This is a genomic window from Bacillus sp. GM2 (genome assembly GCF_056155945.1).
In genome coordinates this window covers 319817-338215 of record NZ_JBRKSZ010000008.1, presented here as the reverse complement: position 1 = coordinate 338215, position 18399 = coordinate 319817, and the positions used below count along the sequence as shown (strand labels likewise).

5 protein-coding genes, 2 tRNA genes, 1 rRNA gene and 3 pseudogenes are annotated in these 18399 nt (G+C 45.3%); 8 read left to right on the top strand and 3 right to left on the bottom strand.

Annotation, left to right across the window (positions count from 1 at the left end; all coding sequences use genetic code 11):
- Positions 1 to 56: 56 nt before the first annotated feature.
- Positions 57 to 1262, top strand: a complete 1206-nt coding sequence (locus tag ACVC9U_RS16445) for a Bcr/CflA family efflux MFS transporter (RefSeq protein ID WP_020450314.1) — start codon at positions 57 to 59, stop codon at positions 1260 to 1262.
- Positions 1263 to 1300: 38 nt separating this feature from the next.
- Here the strand turns inward: ACVC9U_RS16445 and ACVC9U_RS16440 are convergent, their stop codons facing one another.
- From ACVC9U_RS16440 to ACVC9U_RS16430, 3 genes and pseudogenes are all read right to left on the bottom strand, one after another.
- Positions 1301 to 2473, bottom strand: a complete 1173-nt coding sequence (locus ACVC9U_RS16440; RefSeq protein ID WP_023857815.1) for an iron-containing alcohol dehydrogenase — start codon at positions 2471 to 2473, stop codon at positions 1301 to 1303.
- Positions 2474 to 2676: 203 nt separating this feature from the next.
- Positions 2677 to 3687, bottom strand: a complete 1011-nt coding sequence (locus ACVC9U_RS16435) for a response regulator (RefSeq protein WP_224067391.1) — start codon at positions 3685 to 3687, stop codon at positions 2677 to 2679.
- Positions 3688 to 3849: 162 nt separating this feature from the next.
- Positions 3850 to 5109 (bottom strand): annotated as a pseudogene (locus ACVC9U_RS16430) (sensor histidine kinase); the annotation flags it as partial.
- An 802-nt stretch (positions 5110 to 5911) separates the two neighbouring features.
- Here ACVC9U_RS16430 and ACVC9U_RS16425 point away from each other — a divergent pair.
- The 7 genes and pseudogenes from ACVC9U_RS16425 (at position 5912) to ACVC9U_RS16395 (ending at position 18325) form a co-directional block, all read left to right on the top strand.
- Positions 5912 to 6994 (top strand): annotated as a pseudogene (locus ACVC9U_RS16425) (response regulator).
- Positions 6995 to 7280: 286 nt separating this feature from the next.
- Positions 7281 to 13186, top strand: a pseudogene (locus ACVC9U_RS16420) (SpaA isopeptide-forming pilin-related protein).
- 98 nt (positions 13187 to 13284) lie between these two features.
- A complete protein-coding gene (locus ACVC9U_RS16415; RefSeq protein WP_020450319.1) occupies positions 13285 to 13917 on the top strand; it encodes a class A sortase in 633 nt (210 codons plus the stop codon).
- 569 nt (positions 13918 to 14486) lie between these two features.
- Positions 14487 to 15908 (top strand): sugar porter family MFS transporter, encoded by a 1422-nt coding sequence (locus ACVC9U_RS16410; protein WP_277868567.1) that lies wholly within the window; start codon positions 14487 to 14489, stop codon positions 15906 to 15908.
- Between the two features lie 607 nt (positions 15909 to 16515).
- A tRNA-Arg gene (locus tag ACVC9U_RS16405) sits at positions 16516 to 16592 on the top strand.
- A gap of 12 nt (positions 16593 to 16604) precedes the next feature.
- A tRNA-Gly gene (locus ACVC9U_RS16400) sits at positions 16605 to 16678 on the top strand.
- Between the two features lie 98 nt (positions 16679 to 16776).
- A 16S ribosomal RNA gene (locus ACVC9U_RS16395) occupies positions 16777 to 18325 on the top strand.
- Positions 18326 to 18399: the final 74 nt, after the last annotated feature.

Below are 18399 nucleotides of genomic sequence, written 5' to 3'. Positions count from 1 at the left end.
GTTTATTTCATGATGAAACAATATATTTTACTAGCTTGAAAGAAAGGTTTGATACTATGCTCCATAATCCAACAGGAAAGGAACGCCTTGCATTGGCTTTTCTGCTCGGCATGCTTGCGATACTGGGCCCGCTGAATATCGATATGTATTTGCCAAGCTTTCCCGAAATTGCCGATGATTTATCAGCTGGAGCCTCGCTCGTACAGCTAAGCTTAACAGCGTGTTTGATCGGGCTTACGTTTGGTCAGCTCGTTATTGGGCCGGTCAGTGATGCACAAGGAAGACGGAAGCCCTTATTAATATCCATCTTTTTATTTGCGTTGTCTTCTTTGTTTTGCGCGCTTTCCCCGAACATTATTATGCTGGTCATTGGTCGTTTTTTACAGGGTTTTACCGCTTCGGCGGGAATTGTGCTGTCGCGCGCCATTGTACGGGACGTGTTTACAGGCAGAGAGCTTTCTAAATTTTTCTCGCTTTTAATGGTGATCACCGCGGTTGCGCCAATGGTCGCACCAATGACGGGGGGAGCCATCTTGCTTTTGCCGTTCGCTACTTGGCATACGATTTTTTATACTCTGTCATTGATCGGATTGTTCCTAGTGCTCGTTATCTCAATGAAATTGACTGAAACATTGCCGCCTGAAAAACGGATTCCAAGCTCAATCGGTTCGTCTCTCAAAACGATGGGAAGCTTGTTGAAGGACCGGTCTTTCATCGGCTATGCGCTGACTGTCGGTTTCATTCACGGAGGCAGCTTTGCATACGTGTCCGGAACCCCTTTTGTATATCAGGACATCTATGGGGTTTCTCCTCAAGTGTTCAGCGTGCTGTTCGGCATTAACGGCCTCGCCATTATTTCGGGAAGCTTTATCATCGGGCGTTTCGGGGGAATCATTCATGAGAGGAAGCTCTTGCGGATCGCGGTTATTACCGCTGTCATCGCGACATCCGTTCTCCTGACGATGACGATTTTGAAAGGACCGCTTGCAGCGATTGTCATTTCCATCTTTATCTACATGATAACCATCGGAATGACGTTGACAAGCACATTTACGCTGGCGATGGAAAACCAGGGACACCGTGCGGGCAGTGCAAGCGCGATGCTCGGCATGCTTCCGCTTCTGCTCGGTTCGATCGTTTCGCCTCTCGTTGGAATGAATGAAACAACGGCCGTTCCAATGGGTGCGATCATGTTTATTACAGCTGTGATCGGATCTTTCACTTTTTTTGCCTTAACACGGGAAAGGCAGGGGGAGCGGTAAAGATAAGGACGGAATCACTTGATTCCGTCCTTTTGTTGTTATAGAGAAGCCCGGAGAATGGCGAGTACGTCATCTTTGTTTAGTTTTTGGAAATTGGCGAAGCCGCCGTGCTCGATTTCTTTAGCGGCGATGTCTGCGATCAGATCGAGCTTTTCTTCGCCGATGCCGTAGTCGGCAAGGCGGGAAGGAGCGCCAAGGCTTGTCCAGAACGCGGACAGCTTATCGATTCCTTCAAGCGCGATGTCTTTATCGGTTTTGCCTTCTGTGTCAATGTCAAACATGTTCAGCATAAGGGCTTTGAAGCGGCTGACATTCGTATCAAGCGTATATCTCATCCAGTTCGGGAACAAGATCGCAAGGCCGCCCGCATGCGGAATGTCGTAAACGGCCGAAACGGCGTGCTCCATTGTATGGGAAGCCCAATCGCCGAAATAGCCCATTTGCAGCGTGCCATTCAAAGCGATTGTGCCTGCGTATAAAATGGTTTCCCGGTGCTCATAGTTTTGCAGGTCTTCCAACAGCTTCGGTGCCGTTTCGATGACCGTCTGCAAAACGGAAAAGCACATTCTGTCCTGAAGCGGCGTGTTTTTGACATTATGAAAATATTGTTCAAACACATGGCTCATCATATCAACAATGCCGTAAACCGTTTGGTTTTCCGGGACGCTGAACGTATTTTCAGGGTCTAAAATGGAGAACTTCGGATGCGTGACATCGCTTCCCCATACATATTTTTCATTCGTTTCCCAGTTTGTAATGACGGAATCGGGGTTCATTTCAGATCCGGTTGCAGCTAAGGTTAAAATCGTACCGAACGGCAGGGCGTCTTTTGCTGTCGTTTTTTTGCTGAAGATATCCCAAGGGTCGCCGTCGTATTTTGCTCCGGCAGCAATCGCTTTTGTGCAGTCGATGACGCTTCCTCCGCCGACAGCGAGGAGAAAATCGATTTCATGCCGGGCACACAATTCGATCCCTTTTTTAACCGTAGCAAGACGCGGATTTGGTTCTACTCCGGAAAGCTCGTGCATGTCAGCGCCTTCTTCTTTCAACACGCGCGTAACTTCGTCATATAGACCGTTCTTTTTAATACTGCCGCCTCCATAAACAAGCAATACATTTTTTCCGTATTCCTTTAATTCTTTTCTTAACTGTTCAAGCTGGCCTTTTCCGAAGATCAATTTCGTTGGATTGTAATAGCTGAAATTTTCCATTGATGAACAAACCTCCTATGGTATATGTAAAAACAGTTTTCTACTATAACATATTGAATCGTATAGAAAAAGAGGCCGTGTTCTTACAAAGGACAGGGTCAAATTGTACAGAGGGGAGGAAGCACACACCTGATTTACTGCATAAAAAAGCTTGCCGACTTTGCCGGCAAGCTGAGGAGGCCGTTCTGTCTTCAGGTTAAAACCTATACTGAGACGTCCGCCGATTCGTTGATAGAGATGACCATTGAGACAGCGGTTCCGTCATCCGGCGCACTCTCGATATTCAGTTCGCTCCCGCAGAAGTGCTTCAGTCTTCGGTTGATATTTTTCATACCGACGCTATGAGTGAAATGAGAGGAAAAGATATCGTGTTGTTTTTCCGGCGGCATGCCGATTCCATTGTCCTCTATCTTGATATAATAGCGGTTTTCGCTTTCTTTTTTTGCCGTCAGCTTGATCCAGCCTCCGCCTCTTTTTTTGCTGATGCCGTGGTGGACGGCATTTTCGACAAGAGGCTGAATCATTAATGGCGGAAGGGCAAAGTCAATGTCTTCGTCAATATCGTAAATGACGTCCAGCCGATCGCCGAAGCGCGTTTTTTCAATAGAAAGATACGAATTCACAATCGACAGTTCATGTTTGAAAGAACTCATCCCTGATGTATTTTGAAAATCAAAACTCATTCTTAAGTAGTTTGTAAAATCAGCCGTTACTTCGCGCGCTTTTTCAATATCCAAATGACTGAGCGCGATAATTGTATTTAATACGTTGAAAAGAAAGTGCGGCTTGATCTGCGACTGGAGGAATGCCATCTCCATATTGGTCGCTTGGGCTGCCGTATCTTTCATCATGATCAGGTTTTTAACGCGGGCTGCAAATTCAGTGTAGTTGTACGGTTTTTGCAAAATGTCATTTGCCCCGGCGTGAAAAGCCTTGTATTTATCATGATCGATGATGGCTGCCGTAATAATGAGAACCGGAAGTTCCACCATTGTGAATCTTTCACGGATTTTCATAGAGACTTCAAACCCTGTCATATCGGGCATCATCAGATCCAAAATCACCAAGTCAAGCTTTGAACGGGAGGCGACTTCGAGAGCCTCTTTGCCGCTTTTTGCTGCGATGACTTGATAAGGAACGCCTTCAAGCATATCGGCCAAAATTTTTAAGCTTTCAATGTTATCATCGACGATCAGAACAGTTGGAGCATCCATTTTCTTTGAATAATACGGCGTGCTGATTGAAACATCGGGCAAACTCCTGACGGCGTGCTGTTGAGGCATGTTCTCCTTATCGTCAAGAAGCGAGTCATCCTTTGCGACAGGCAGTGTGAAATGAAATGCCGATCCTTTCCCTTCTTCCGATTCTACCCAGATCTCCCCATTTTGAAGCTGAACGAGCTGCCTGACGATGCTTAAACCGAGCCCGGCTCCGTCATCTTTATGGTTTCTTGCTTGTTGAAAAGATTCGAATATCGATTGACGGACGGCCTTTGGTATGCCGACTCCTGTATCCGCTACAGTGATTTTGACCTTCTCTTGGTTGATCCTCTCGGCAGAGAGCGTAATTTGTCCCTCCGGCGTATACTTGATTGCGTTATCTACCAGGTTGGTCATGATTTGCCGGAAGCGGTTTTCGTCAGCTAAGACGAGCGGCAGTCCGGATGGAACCCGGTTTACAATCCGGACCTGTTTATTTTTCGACAACAGCCGATAGAAGCCCATTTCCGTACTGATCGCTGAATGGGTATCGACAGGAACGTCTTGAATCTGCAGCATGCCCTGCTTCATTTTTTCCAAATCGAGAATGTCATTCACCAGGCTGGAGAGCCTGTATCCCATGCGGATGACCAGCTGCAGATTTTCTTTTTCTTCCTCTACCGTCCTTTTGCTTTTCCTTGCCAAAAGGGTCTGGCATATATTAATCATGCTGTTCAGCGGCGTTTTAAATTCATGCGATGTTTTGGCGATAAATTCGTCTTTTAATCGATTCATTCTGAGCAATTTCAAGGATAGGACTTCATTCTCGCGGAATGCGCCTGCGAATTGCTGCGCCATCATCAGAACAGCCGCCAGCAAAGCGATGATTGACGGCACGGCATAGAGCGAATTGAACGAAAAGCCTCTTTTGCCGCTGTAAGCAGAAACGGTCGTTAAAATGACGAATGCGCTCATTGAAATCGCTGCAATCGTAAGATAAAGACTGCCTTTCATTTTCCGAAGGGCAGCAATCGCAAACACATACGTAATATAAATCAAAGTCGTGACGGCAAGAACGGAATGCAATACATATGCGAGACGGTCTGTAAAACCCCATGATATAAAATCAATCAACAAAACCAGTGCAGAAAATGCAGTCGCGCCGATTATCCATTTTTTCGAAACGATTTCTCTGTAAGCGAAATAGAGAAAAACCGCTATACTGACAAGCACCATTGTGGTTGCCCTCATTACGCTTAAAGCCGAGAATGAAACAGACGGAAAGAAAAGAAAGATCATTCGTTCTCGTCCGATTAAAAGCACAATGACTGAAAAAAGAAGACACATCGTGGAAAAAAAGAATAAGTGCTTATCCTTTTTTCGATGCAGGAAAAAGCCGAGAAAGTATAAACCGGTAATGAAGAATGCCGTGATCATGCTGGTTTCATTAAAGAAAGAAATTTTGCTTTGGTGTAAAATGTGCTGCTGCGTTCCGAAGGTAATCGGTTTTTCTATTCCCCATGAAGGTGTTTTTTTGAAGTTCGAAAATTGTACAATCAGCTCGTTGTCCCCGCGGTGAATGTCGAAAAAACTCGTATAAGGCCTGTTTTGAGCCCTGAAATTCGCTTTGCTTGAAGGAGTTCCGCTCTGCCCGATCAATTTGCCGTTGAAATAAATTCGGTTTGCGCTGTTAATAAAAGAGGTGCTGATTCCGAACATCTCATTGTCCTGCTTTGACCGGATCATCAGTCTGTATGTACCGTAATCCACGTTTTCTCCTGAATCGGTAAGTTTGACATTGTTAGGCACAGCGGAATAAATGGGGGCTTTTCCAATGCCTGAATGGATCGCCTTTGGCGAGAGAAGCTGGTTTCGATAGAGTGTCCATTCCCCAGTGAGCGCGATGTTCCCATCTTTCTGAAAATCCCATGTTTCCAGATTGATGATTCCTTGCTTTGCTTCAGGGTAATTCTGATCGGACAGTTGATTGTTAATGAATAAGAAAATAAAAAAGAAGCCGGCATAGCCGAGAATAATCGAAAGGAAAACAAATAGCTTTTTCAATATCAGCACTCCTCATTCAGCCTGCTGCAGTGTTGTCGAATCCATATGAATATTGTACTCTTAAATGTTAATAAACGACAAGAATAAGAAAATGAATCCAACTAAGTAGGGCCATTGACATGATATAATCATTATAATAATTTCCAGATGACTCGATGAAATTGGGGTGGGTGTCGTGAAAGCGTTAATTGTGGATGATGAGGAATTGGCATTGCTTCATTTTAAAAATATGCTTGAACGAACAAATTGTTTTCGATCCATTGAAATGTTTCAAGATCCGGCTGATGTTATGGAGTATCCGGATATTCAGGATATAGACACGGTGTTTCTTGACATTGAAATGCCGGGGATCAACGGGATTGAGCTCGCTGAAGCGATTCAATCGATGAATGAAAACATTCAGGTTGTTTTTATCACGGCCTATAACGATTTTGCCATAAAAGCATTTGAATTAAATGCGATGGATTATTTGCTTAAACCCGTCGATTACGTCCGGCTCGTGAAGACGGTTGAACGGATCAGAGAAAACAGCTTGCTGAAGGCTTCCGCGGAAAACGGCGGAGGAGACTATTTCATTCAATGTTTTGGGAGTTTGCAATTTTACAAAACGGAGAAGGATGTCAAAACATATATACCCGTAAAGTGGAGAACGTCCAAAGCACGCGAAATTTACGCATATTTGCTTCATCATCACGGCCATGTGATCAGCAAAGACGTGTTGATCGACCTGTTCTGGCCTGACCATGATGTCTCTAAAGCGAGCACCCAGCTGTATACGGCGATTTATCAAATCAGAAAGTTAATCGAAAGGCTTCCTTTCAGCCAATCCATCGAGAAGACTGACACCGGATATGTCCTCCGGATTTCCGGTGTGAAAGTGGATGCTGACGAATGGGAAAAGTCGCTGAAAGAGGCTCCTCCAATTCATATGGCGACGATCAACCGGCACATGGAATTGCTGCTTGCATACGAAAACCATTAATTTATGGAACACGGTTATTTGTGGGCCGAACCCGAAAAGACACGGCTTGCCCGGATATGGCTTGGAAAAGCTTATGAACTGGTCGATTTCCTTATTCGTGAAAAAGACTACCGCCGGGCGCTTGATATATGTCTGCAGGTCGAGAAATTCGAACCGTACGATCATAAAATCATCCAATACAAGATGCAGCTGTTTAATAAAACCGGGAATGTAGAAGAAGCGATCAAGGAGTATGAGCGCTACAAACTCATCAAGGACAAAATGAATGAAATGTAAACACGAGGACCGGATCAGCCGGTCTTTTTTTTATGCCATTTTCAGCTTACATGCCGATGTTCAGAAATTGTATAGTTCCATCTCATACAATGTAGTTTGGTTCGGATGATCTCAGCTGACATAAAGCAAAATTCATAGCCGCGATATCTTGATTACCGCCGCTAAACATACAGCAGCGAATTTAAAAGCCTGTCATTCTTCAAATAGAAAAGTATTTTCAGGGATTCATTTTCCAGGCTCAATCGATCCGTACACAAAAACATGATAAAAGGGGAGGAATCACAATTTGAGATCGAAAAAATATTCGTTCAGCCTCAGCAAAAAAAGAGGGCTGAAATCATTTTTGATCACTTGCCTGGCATTGTATTTGATCTTCAGTCAAGTTGTCGGCTTTACGCTGACGGCAGTGGCTGCCGGCACATCAACAGGGAGCAGCGTGTTTTTTGATTCAGTGACAATCAAAAACAGCGAAGATCAAACGGTTGACGGGTCAAAGGGAGACGACCCGGCATTAAAACCGGGTGACAAAGTGACACTCACATACGAGTGGGCGTTAAAAAACGATGAAGAAGCCGGCACCGGAAAAAGCTTCACTGTAGAGGTGCCTAAAAGCTTCGAATTCGCTCAGGATGCCAAGGGAGATGTGAAATCGGCAGATCAGCAGATCATCGGAAGCTATGAGGTGAAAGCGGACAGCAACATTTTGACCGTAACCTTGAACAGCACTGCAGAGGCAAAAGGGTCCATCACTCTGGAAGCAAAGTTTGCCGCTGCTGTGAAAAGCGGTACAAAAACGGTCACCGCTCTCTTTCAACTCGGAGCAGGTAAGACGCAGCAAGCAGTCATCCCTGTAAATACAGGCTCCGAATCGGAAACGGCGAAAAACGATTCTCCGTCATCTGAGGATGATCAGGCAGCAGCGGACGATCAATCAAAATCTTCAGGGGAGCAGGACGAAGAGGAAACGAAGACAAAAGCTGCTGGCACTGAGAGCAGCGATTCAAAACCGGCAGCATCTTCAAGACTAGCGGCAGCCGGGAGCCTTGCGTCCGGAGGTAATCAAATCACCCAAAATATTTTAACCGGCGTGACGCTGACAGATGAACACGGAAAGCCTTATGACAAAAGCAACCGGGCCGACACGAATTCTCCGGCAAAAATTTCAATCACTTGGGACATCCCGGATGAGCTCGGAAAGACGATAAATGACGGCGATCGCTATGAATTTGATCTGCCTGAAGCTTTCATTATGTACAACGATATTACGAATCAGCCATTAAGCTCAGGCGGTATCACGTACGGCTATTTTTCAATTGATACAAAAGGCCATGTTGTGATGACGTTTAATGGTGAAGTGAAAACAGATTCGAAGGTCAAAGGGACGTTATTTGTCAATACGCAGTTCAACGCGCAAAAAATAAAAGGATCGACGACTCAAAAGATTCCCTTCCCGGTGAAATCAGGCACTCCGGAGGTAACGGTTTATTTTAAACCAAACGTAAGCAAAACCATCGATAAATCAGGAATTTTTGATAAAGGCATCAATCCGGGGCAAGTCACATGGACAGTCGACCTCAACAAAAAATTGGATCAAGTCAAAAATGCCAAGTTGACCGAGAACTTTCCGGAGGGGCTGATCTATCGTTCTGTCAAAGTTTATCAACTCGATGTCAACATAGATGGTTCAGTCAGCCAGGGAGATGAAGTTCTTTCAGGCTACACTGTAGACGCAAATGGGAATGTCACATTTGACGGTGAGATAGATTCGGCTTATCGCCTGATCTATGTGACGGACATCGATGACTCCGCAAAGCCGGACGAAGGCGGAAATGCTGCATTTACGAACAAGGCGACATTCGGCGGAGACAATCTGGAACCGGCTTCTGCAGAGGCCTCTGTCACAGCCAAATACGGGAAAATGATCGAAAAATCGTCGACAGGTTATAAAAGCGATTCACAGACTTTCAGCTGGACGATTTTATATAACTATGGTGAGAAGAAGATTGACGAATCCAAGGCGAGCATAACAGACTCGTTTGGTTCCGCTAATTTGCAGCTTGTTTCAGATTCCTTGAAGGTGATTCCGATTACCTTCAATCAGAACGGAAGTGAACAGGCGGGAACGCCTCTAACGGAAGGCAAAGACTATACGCTCTCCGATAATGGAAGCGGGTTTGAAATCAAATTTAACCAAAATGTTACCGGAGCTTACAAAATCACATATCAAACCGAGGTCAAACAGCGGAGTGATCATCGATAAATCGACAACGTATACGAACAACGCAGTGACTGGAACAGGGGAATCAAAGAAAGCTTCAGGTACAGCCATTCAACAGAATTTGATAAAAGGCTATTCAAACATTGATTACAAGAATAAAACGGTCGATTGGACGATCGCAATCAACAAAAACAACTACACGATGAACAATTGGAAGTTGGATGATAATTTCGAAAGCGGCGGGCTCGCGCTCCTCGACGGATCATTCCGTCTTCAGGATGTGACGAATAACAAAACGCTTCAAGAAGGCAAAGACTATACATTGACAATAAAACCGGATCATGAAGGTTTTCTTCTGGAACTCATCGGAGATTATGCAACAACAAACAGCCAATTTAAGATCACTTATACGACGAATATGAATGCCGACTTTTCAAACGAAAATGTCAAAAACACGGCTGAATCAACCTGGACTGATCACAGCAGCACTGAACGCAAAAATAAGGAAACGAGCAGTTTTACACCGAATCGCCAGACATCCCACAACGGTTTCAAAAACGGCTCATATAACGCGGTTTCAAAAGAAATCACGTGGAAAATCGGCATCAACTATAATGGTGAGCCGTCAAAGAATCCTTATGTTAAAGATGCTTTAGCAGATGACCAGCAATTTGTTAAAGGTTCAGTGGTCGTCAAGAGCTATGCAGTCAATAAAGACGGTTCCATCACAGAAGGAGACATCCTGCCCGCTTCACAATATGATGTGGAGGAGCCGTCGGCTGACAATAAACAAACGCTGACTGTCCATTTGAAAACGGACGATTCCGTCCCGTATCTTATTGTATTTAAAACTTCGCTTAAAGGGCAGGTCATTAAGCGTGACCCTTACACCAACAAGGCGACGTATTATAATGCCGGATACTCAGAGCGTGAGTTGACGGCATCCGTTTCGGTCGCCGACGGAGGAAGCCTCGTTTTCAAAGGAGGCAAACAAAACGGAGGTTATGTCGATTGGAGTATTAATGTCAATGCGAGCCAGTCGGTATTGGAGGATGTAAAAGTCACCGATACTCCGGATACCAACCAAATTTTAGCTGAAGATTCTTTTAAAGTTTATCAAGCTAAATACGATGAAAAAGGTGCAGTCAAAGACAGCGGAGGAAATCTTGTCCCGGATGATGTTCAGCTTCAAAAAGGCGAAGACTATACACTGGACATCAAGACCGACAATGCAACCGGTGAACAATCATTTGTCCTGAAATTTACAGGTGATTACAAAAAAATCGACCGCGCCTATGTGATTCAATACCAATCATTAATCAATATTGCCGGCACGAGCGGTCATGTTCACAACAAAGTGTCGATTTCGGGAACGAATGTTCAGGAACAAACCCAGGAAAACAACAGCTCGGTCTTTGTTGCCGTTTCAAGCGGCGGCGGTTCAGGCTCAGGTGAAAGAGGCAGCTTGACAATCCTTAAAACGGGGGAAGGCGGCACACCGCTTTCTGGAGCAGATTTTCAATTGCGGACAAAAGCGGCTTCTGCGGACAGGAACGACTGACGACGACGGCAAGCTGACATTCGGTAATATCCGCTACGGGACTTACATTTTAAAAGAAATCAAGCCGCCTGACGGATATACGATCAGCGAGGCTTATGCAGACGGGGTCTCCGTTGAGATTAACAGCAGCTCTTCCAGTGCCGGAGCGCTTTACAAAGTCGTGAATGAAAAGAATAAGGTGACGCTTATCAAACAAGACGAACAAAAGAATCCTTTGGAAGGAGCCGTGTTCAAGCTGGAGAAAAAATCCGGCGATGGCACCTTTACAACAATACGTACGAGTATTAAGAGCAATGAAAACGGAAAAGTAGAAATCAACGGTTTACCGCCCGGCAATTATCGTTTGCTGGAAACGAAAGCTCCAGAAGGATATCTCTTAAATACAAAAGAAATCAGCTTCTCCGTCAAAACGAATGATAAGAATCAAGTACCTGACGTTGATTTAGGAACATTGATCAACTATAAAGGCAGAGCACATTTAACGAAAGAAGATGCAGAAGGCCGTCAATTAGAGGGGGCTGAATTCAAGCTCATTGATCATGAAGGCAAAATCGTTCATGAAAAGCTCACCTCAGATCAAGACGGGAAAATCGCAGTATCTGATCTTGCGCCTGGCCGCTATGCCTTTGTTGAAACCAAAGCCCCCGAGGGCTATGTGATAAACAGCAAGGCAATCGAGTTTACCATATCTGAATCGGCAAAAGAAAAACCGGAATCCGTGGACGCAGGCAAAGCCGTCAACTATAAAGGTTCGGTTTATTTGACAAAAGAGGATGCGGAAGGCCGTACGCTGAAGGGCGCTGAGTTTAAGATCGTTGATCATGAAGGCAAAACCGTTCATGAAAAGCTCACTTCCGATGAAGACGGAAAAATCGCAGTTTCAGGCCTGGCGCCTGGGCGCTATGCTTTCGTGGAAACGAAGGCGCCCGAGGGCTTTATGTTAAACAACGATCAAATAGAATTCACCATCCCGGGCTCAGCTGAAGGGAAACCGGAGCCGGTTGATGCAGGCGCCGCTGTTAATTATAAAGGCTCGGTTCATTTAACAAAAGAAGATGCGGAAGGCCACAAGCTTGAAGGAGCCGTTTTTAAGATCGCAGATCAAAACGGGAATACCGTACAGGAGGAACTGGTCTCAGATCGAAATGGAACTGTTACGGCTTCAGGCCTGGCGCCTGGGCGCTATGCTTTCGTAGAAACGAAAGCGCCTGATGGATTTGTATTGAACAGCGGGAAAATAGAGTTTGTCATCCCGGATGCCGCTGAAGGAAAACCTGCCCATGTAGATGCGGGTAAAGCCATCAACTACAAAGGTTCGGTTTATTTGCAGAAAGAAGATGAAGACGGCAATGGATTAGAAGGAGCCGTGTTTAAAATCATTGACAGCGAAGGCAAAACGGTCAAAGACGATTTGATCTCTAAAGAAGGCGGCAAAATCGAGGCTGGCGATTTGGCGCCGGGAAGCTATCAATTTGTTGAAAAACATGCGCCTGACGGTTACCTGCTGTCAACAGATCCGATCCCATTTTCCATTACCGGGAAACACGAAGGTGAGCCGAAACAGGTTAAACTGACGGCTCTCAACAAGAAAAACAGCGTTGTGCTCACAAAAGTCGGCCAGGATGACAAGAGCGCCGGACTTCAGGGAGCGCAGTTCGATTTGACAGATGAAACCGGCAAGGTGCTGAAAACCGGTTTGGCAACAGACGCAGACGGCCGGATCACAGTGTACGGTCTTAAGCCCGGTAACTACCAATTTGTCGAAACAAAAGCGCCTAAGCATTATCAATTGGATAAGACGCCAATATCGTTCACAGTCAAAAATACTGATACAAAGCCAATTGAAATGACTGCAGAGAATCAATTGACACCGGGCGATGCGAAACTGACGAAAGTGGACCGCAACGATAAAAAAGCTGTGTTGAAAGGAGCAGAATTCAAGCTGCTCGATGCCGATGGAAAGCCTGTTAAAGCCGCAGGCAACGGGAAAAAGCTGCCGGCAGTCTGGACTACAGATCAAAACGGTCAATTTATTGCGGAAGGTTTGGCACCTGGGCGCTATCAATTTGTCGAAACGAAGGCGCCTGACGGTTATAAGTTGGATGAAACGCCGATTCCTTTTGAAATTAAAAAAGGACAGTCAAAACCGGTCGAGATCACAGCATCCAATGAAAAGCTGAAAACGCCGGCTGTTGACAAAGGCACATCGAACCCGAATTCGGGAGACCCTAAAACAGATAACAAAGGCACACCGGACCGAAATTCGAACGGAGATCCTAAAGGCCATTTGAAAGATACGCTTCCGAAAACCGGTGATAGAGACAGCATCATTCCGATCATGATCGGCATCCTGCTGATTCTGTCTGGAGGAGTCTTCGCTTTCTACACAAGAAAGAAACAAAGAAAGGCGTAAACGAATCATTTATGCACCTGATCATGAAACCGGTCAGGTGCTTTTTTGAAAAACGGCATTCGTTCAATTGACATAAAGGTTAGAAAGGACTGTGGGACATGTATAAAAAAATGATCGTTGCCGTACTTGTCATATCAGGTATACTATTCGTCTTGTCTCCTTTTATTAAAGAAAGCATCATCATCAATCTCAGCAAGAATAAAAGTTTTGAATTGACTGCTGAACAGGCGGAACAAAACAATACGCAAAAGGCGTCATTTGATTTTGAAGCGATTCAGCCGCCTTCTTTTATGGAAGCAGTAAAAGCCGGCCTCGATCGTGAATCGAAAGCGGTCATCGGCCGGATCACCATAAGCAGCGTCAATATCAAGCTGCCGATATTGAAAGGCACAACCAATCAAAATCTTCTCTACGGAGCGACAACAATGCGTCCCGATCAGAAAATGGGCGAGGGCAACTACCCGTTGGCCGGACATCATATGAAGCGGGAGAACCTCTTATTCGGCCCTCTTATCCACATTAAAAAAGGGGACACCGTTAAAATCACAGACTTTAAAAAAGACTATATATACACTGTGACATCCAAACAATTCATTTCTGAAACGGACACAGATGTGATTCAAGAGACGAAAGAAAAAGAAATTACGCTGATGACATGTGACAAAGCCGTGAGAACCGAAGGGCGCCTTGCGGTTAAAGGAAAGCTGATTCATGTTGCTGTTCACAGATAATTGAAATGTCCGCTGCAGGCAGGAAAAAATACTGAGGGAAAGCCCCTTGGTATTTTTTTATTGGGACTAAAATTCTACACATCACAAAAAAGTGACAAAAATATAACTATGAAATGACAATAGTGAAAAAATGCTGATAAATAATAAAAAAAGAAATGGAATTATGTGAGTTGGATGAAATTCCTATCATAACGCCCTTAATTAGGCTTTTTAAAATGAAAAAAAGATAAATTTTCTGAAATTTATGTTGACTGAAAGCGCTTTTAAAATTATGATAATATCAGACATAACAAAGATATACCAAAAACATAACTATAATCTAACAATGTATTTAAACGGCATATAAATGAAAGCGATTCCAAAATATTCCGTGGTAGGCAATTGGTTGTGCGGAAGCTTTGGCTTCCATCAAAATAAAATTTTCAATTTTCTGTTAAGGGGGTGGTTGGCGAAACTTTCGAAAGTTGGGAATGAGTCTTTTGGGAAAAGAAATGAGCTCCTTTTAAGGATGTTTTCGAAAACCTTTGGAAATAAATCAATTTTTAAAAACAAAGGCGGGGGAAATCAATATGAATGAACAGGGAAATCAGAAATCATTTTTACGTACTATTATTTTAGTCTCGACGTTCGGCGGACTTCTATTCGGATATGACACCGGAGTGATCAACGGAGCTTTGCCTTATATGTCTGAAGGAGATCAGCTGAACCTGACTGCCTTTACAGAAGGGCTGGTCGCAAGTTCGCTTCTCCTGGGAGCGGCATTGGGGGCGGTATTCGGCGGAAGGCTCTCCGATTATATCGGGCGCCGCAAAAACATCATTTTTCTAGCTGTGCTTTTCTTTTTCTCGACGCTCGGATGTACGCTTGCGCCTGATGTGACGATTATGGTCATCTCTCGGTTCCTGCTTGGAGTTGCTGTAGGGGGAGCATCTGTTACGGTACCGACTTATTTGGCTGAAATGTCTCCTTCAGAGAAAAGGGGACGAATGGTTACCCAAAATGAATTAATGATTGTCTCCGGACAGCTCTTGGCATTTACTTTCAATGCCATCCTCGGAACCACAATGGGGGATAGTTCCCATGTTTGGCGTTACATGCTGGCCATTGCCGCAGTCCCGGCTGTGTTCTTGTTCTTTGGTATGCTGAGAATGCCCGAAAGTCCGCGCTGGCTTGTCTCTAAAGGGAAAAATGAAGCGGCGCTGGGCGTTCTGAAAAGAATCCGCGAGGAAAAAAGGGCGCATTCGGAAGTTGCTGAAATCGAAGCTGCGGTCATGAAAGAATCTGAAATGAAAAAAGCGAATTATAAGGATCTGGCTGTTCCATGGGTGCGCCGAATCGTATTTCTCGGAATCGGGATCGCTGTCGTTCAGCAGCTTACCGGCGTAAACTCTATCATGTATTACGGTACAGAAATACTCAAAAATGCCGGATTTGAAACAAAAGCTGCACTTATCGGAAATATTGCAAACGGTGTCATTTCAGTTTTGGCGACATTCGTGGGGATTTGGCTTTTAGGGAAGGTCGGGCGCAGACCGATGCTGTTGACCGGTTTAATAGGGACGACCTCAGCTTTGCTGCTGATCGGCATCTTCTCAAACGCCCTTCAAGGTTCAGCTGCTCTTCCGTATGTCGTACTTACGCTGACAGTAACCTTTCTTGCATTCCAGCAAGGTGCTATTTCTCCTGTAACATGGCTCATGCTTTCTGAAATATTCCCGCTTCGCGTTCGCGGTCTAGGGATGGGCGTCACCGTGTTTTGTTTGTGGATCGTCAATTTCTTTGTCGGATTTTCATTCCCGATATTGCTTGATGCGATTGGACTGTCATCGACATTCTACATTTTTGTCGGACTTGGACTTCTTTCCATTGCATTCGTGAAAAAATTCCTTCCTGAAACAAAAGGTCTCACACTTGAGCAGCTTGAGCATAATTTCCGCAACTACAAATCGGAAAAAGCACCAAGCGACGCGAGCGCTAAAATCAGCGGATGACAATTTTGTTGAGGGACATACAGGTCGAGTCCCATCGGTGGAGAATATAGATGAAGGATTTGAAGTTTGCAGGCGGAAATCTTCCTATAACAAGATTTCTGCCTGTATTTTTGTATACGGTGCGGAAAAGCAGGCTATTGGAGGCGCCTTTAGGATATCTTAAAAGCCGTTCGTAAAATAAAAGCTTCATTAAATGATCGTGCAAGAGTGATGTCGAAGTTAACGATTTACAGCTTCGGTTCCGTATATAACTTGATGAAGCAGGGAACATTCAATAAAACATCACATAAGATGAAAAGGGCAGGTAAAACGTCATCTATTATGAATGGCTGTAAGCATAATTTTTTTAGAAGTATAAAAAAACGAAAAAAGTGTTGACGGATGAATTGAAGGCATGATATATTATTATTCGTCGCTAAGACAACGAAGTTACAACTTCGAAATGCCGATATAATATTCATCATTTAAAGGGTGTACAAAAACCTTAAAATGTGTATAATGGATAAAGTCGAAACAAAAAAGCTTCATCCTTTCGGTAGAAAAACTTCAAAAAAACTTCTTGACTTTAACTGATATTCATAGTATTATAGTTAAGTCGCCTGATGAAGCGCCCGTAGCTCAATTGGATAGAGCGTTTGACTACGGATCAAAAGGTTAGGGGTTCGACTCCTCTCGGGCGCGCCATATATTCGCAATGCGGGTGTAGTTTAGTGGTAAAACCTCAGCCTTCCAAGCTGATGTCGTGAGTTCGATTCTCATCACCCGCTCCAATTTTAGAATGATCTTTGAAAACTAAACAAGACAAAACGTACCTGTTAATTCATTTTTTATAAATCGCACAGCGATGTGCGTAGTCAGTCAAACTACTTTATCGGAGAGTTTGATCCTGGCTCAGGACGAACGCTGGCGGCGTGCCTAATACATGCAAGTCGAGCGGACAGATGGGAGCTTGCTCCCTGATGTTAGCGGCGGACGGGTGAGTAACACGTGGGTAACCTGCCTGTAAGACTGGGATAACTCCGGGAAACCGGGGCTAATACCGGATGCTTGATTGAACCGCATGGTTCAATTATAAAAGGTGGCTTCGGCTATCACTTACAGATGGACCCGCGGCGCATTAGCTAGTTGGTGAGGTAACGGCTCACCAAGGCAACGATGCGTAGCCGACCTGAGAGGGTGATCGGCCACACTGGGACTGAGACACGGCCCAGACTCCTACGGGAGGCAGCAGTAGGGAATCTTCCGCAATGGACGAAAGTCTGACGGAGCAACGCCGCGTGAGTGATGAAGGTTTTCGGATCGTAAAACTCTGTTGTTAGGGAAGAACAAGTACCGTTCGAATAGGGCGGTACCTTGACGGTACCTAACCAGAAAGCCACGGCTAACTACGTGCCAGCAGCCGCGGTAATACGTAGGTGGCAAGCGTTGTCCGGAATTATTGGGCGTAAAGCGCGCGCAGGCGGTTTCTTAAGTCTGATGTGAAAGCCCCCGGCTCAACCGGGGAGGGTCATTGGAAACTGGGGAACTTGAGTGCAGAAGAGGAGAGTGGAATTCCACGTGTAGCGGTGAAATGCGTAGAGATGTGGAGGAACACCAGTGGCGAAGGCGACTCTCTGGTCTGTAACTGACGCTGAGGCGCGAAAGCGTGGGGAGCGAACAGGATTAGATACCCTGGTAGTCCACGCCGTAAACGATGAGTGCTAAGTGTTAGAGGGTTTCCGCCCTTTAGTGCTGCAGCAAACGCATTAAGCACTCCGCCTGGGGAGTACGGTCGCAAGACTGAAACTCAAAGGAATTGACGGGGGCCCGCACAAGCGGTGGAGCATGTGGTTTAATTCGAAGCAACGCGAAGAACCTTACCAGGTCTTGACATCCTCTGACAACCCTAGAGATAGGGCTTCCCCTTCGGGGGCAGAGTGACAGGTGGTGCATGGTTGTCGTCAGCTCGTGTCGTGAGATGTTGGGTTAAGTCCCGCAACGAGCGCAACCCTTGATCTTAGTTGCCAGCATTCAGTTGGGCACTCTAAGGTGACTGCCGGTGACAAACCGGAGGAAGGTGGGGATGACGTCAAATCATCATGCCCCTTATGACCTGGGCTACACACGTGCTACAATGGACAGAACAAAGGGCAGCGAAGCCGCGAGGCTAAGCCAATCCCACAAATCTGTTCTCAGTTCGGATCGCAGTCTGCAACTCGACTGCGTGAAGCTGGAATCGCTAGTAATCGCGGATCAGCATGCCGCGGTGAATACGTTCCCGGGCCTTGTACACACCGCCCGTCACACCACGAGAGTTTGTAACACCCGAAGTCGGTGAGGTAACCTTTTGGAGCCAGCCGCCGAAGGTGGGACAGATGATTGGGGTGAAGTCGTAACAAGGTAGCCGTATCGGAAGGTGCGGCTGGATCACCTCCTTTCTAAGGATATTATACGGAATATAAGACCTTGCGGTCTTATAGACAGGTGCGTTTAGATCTTGTTTAGTTTTGAA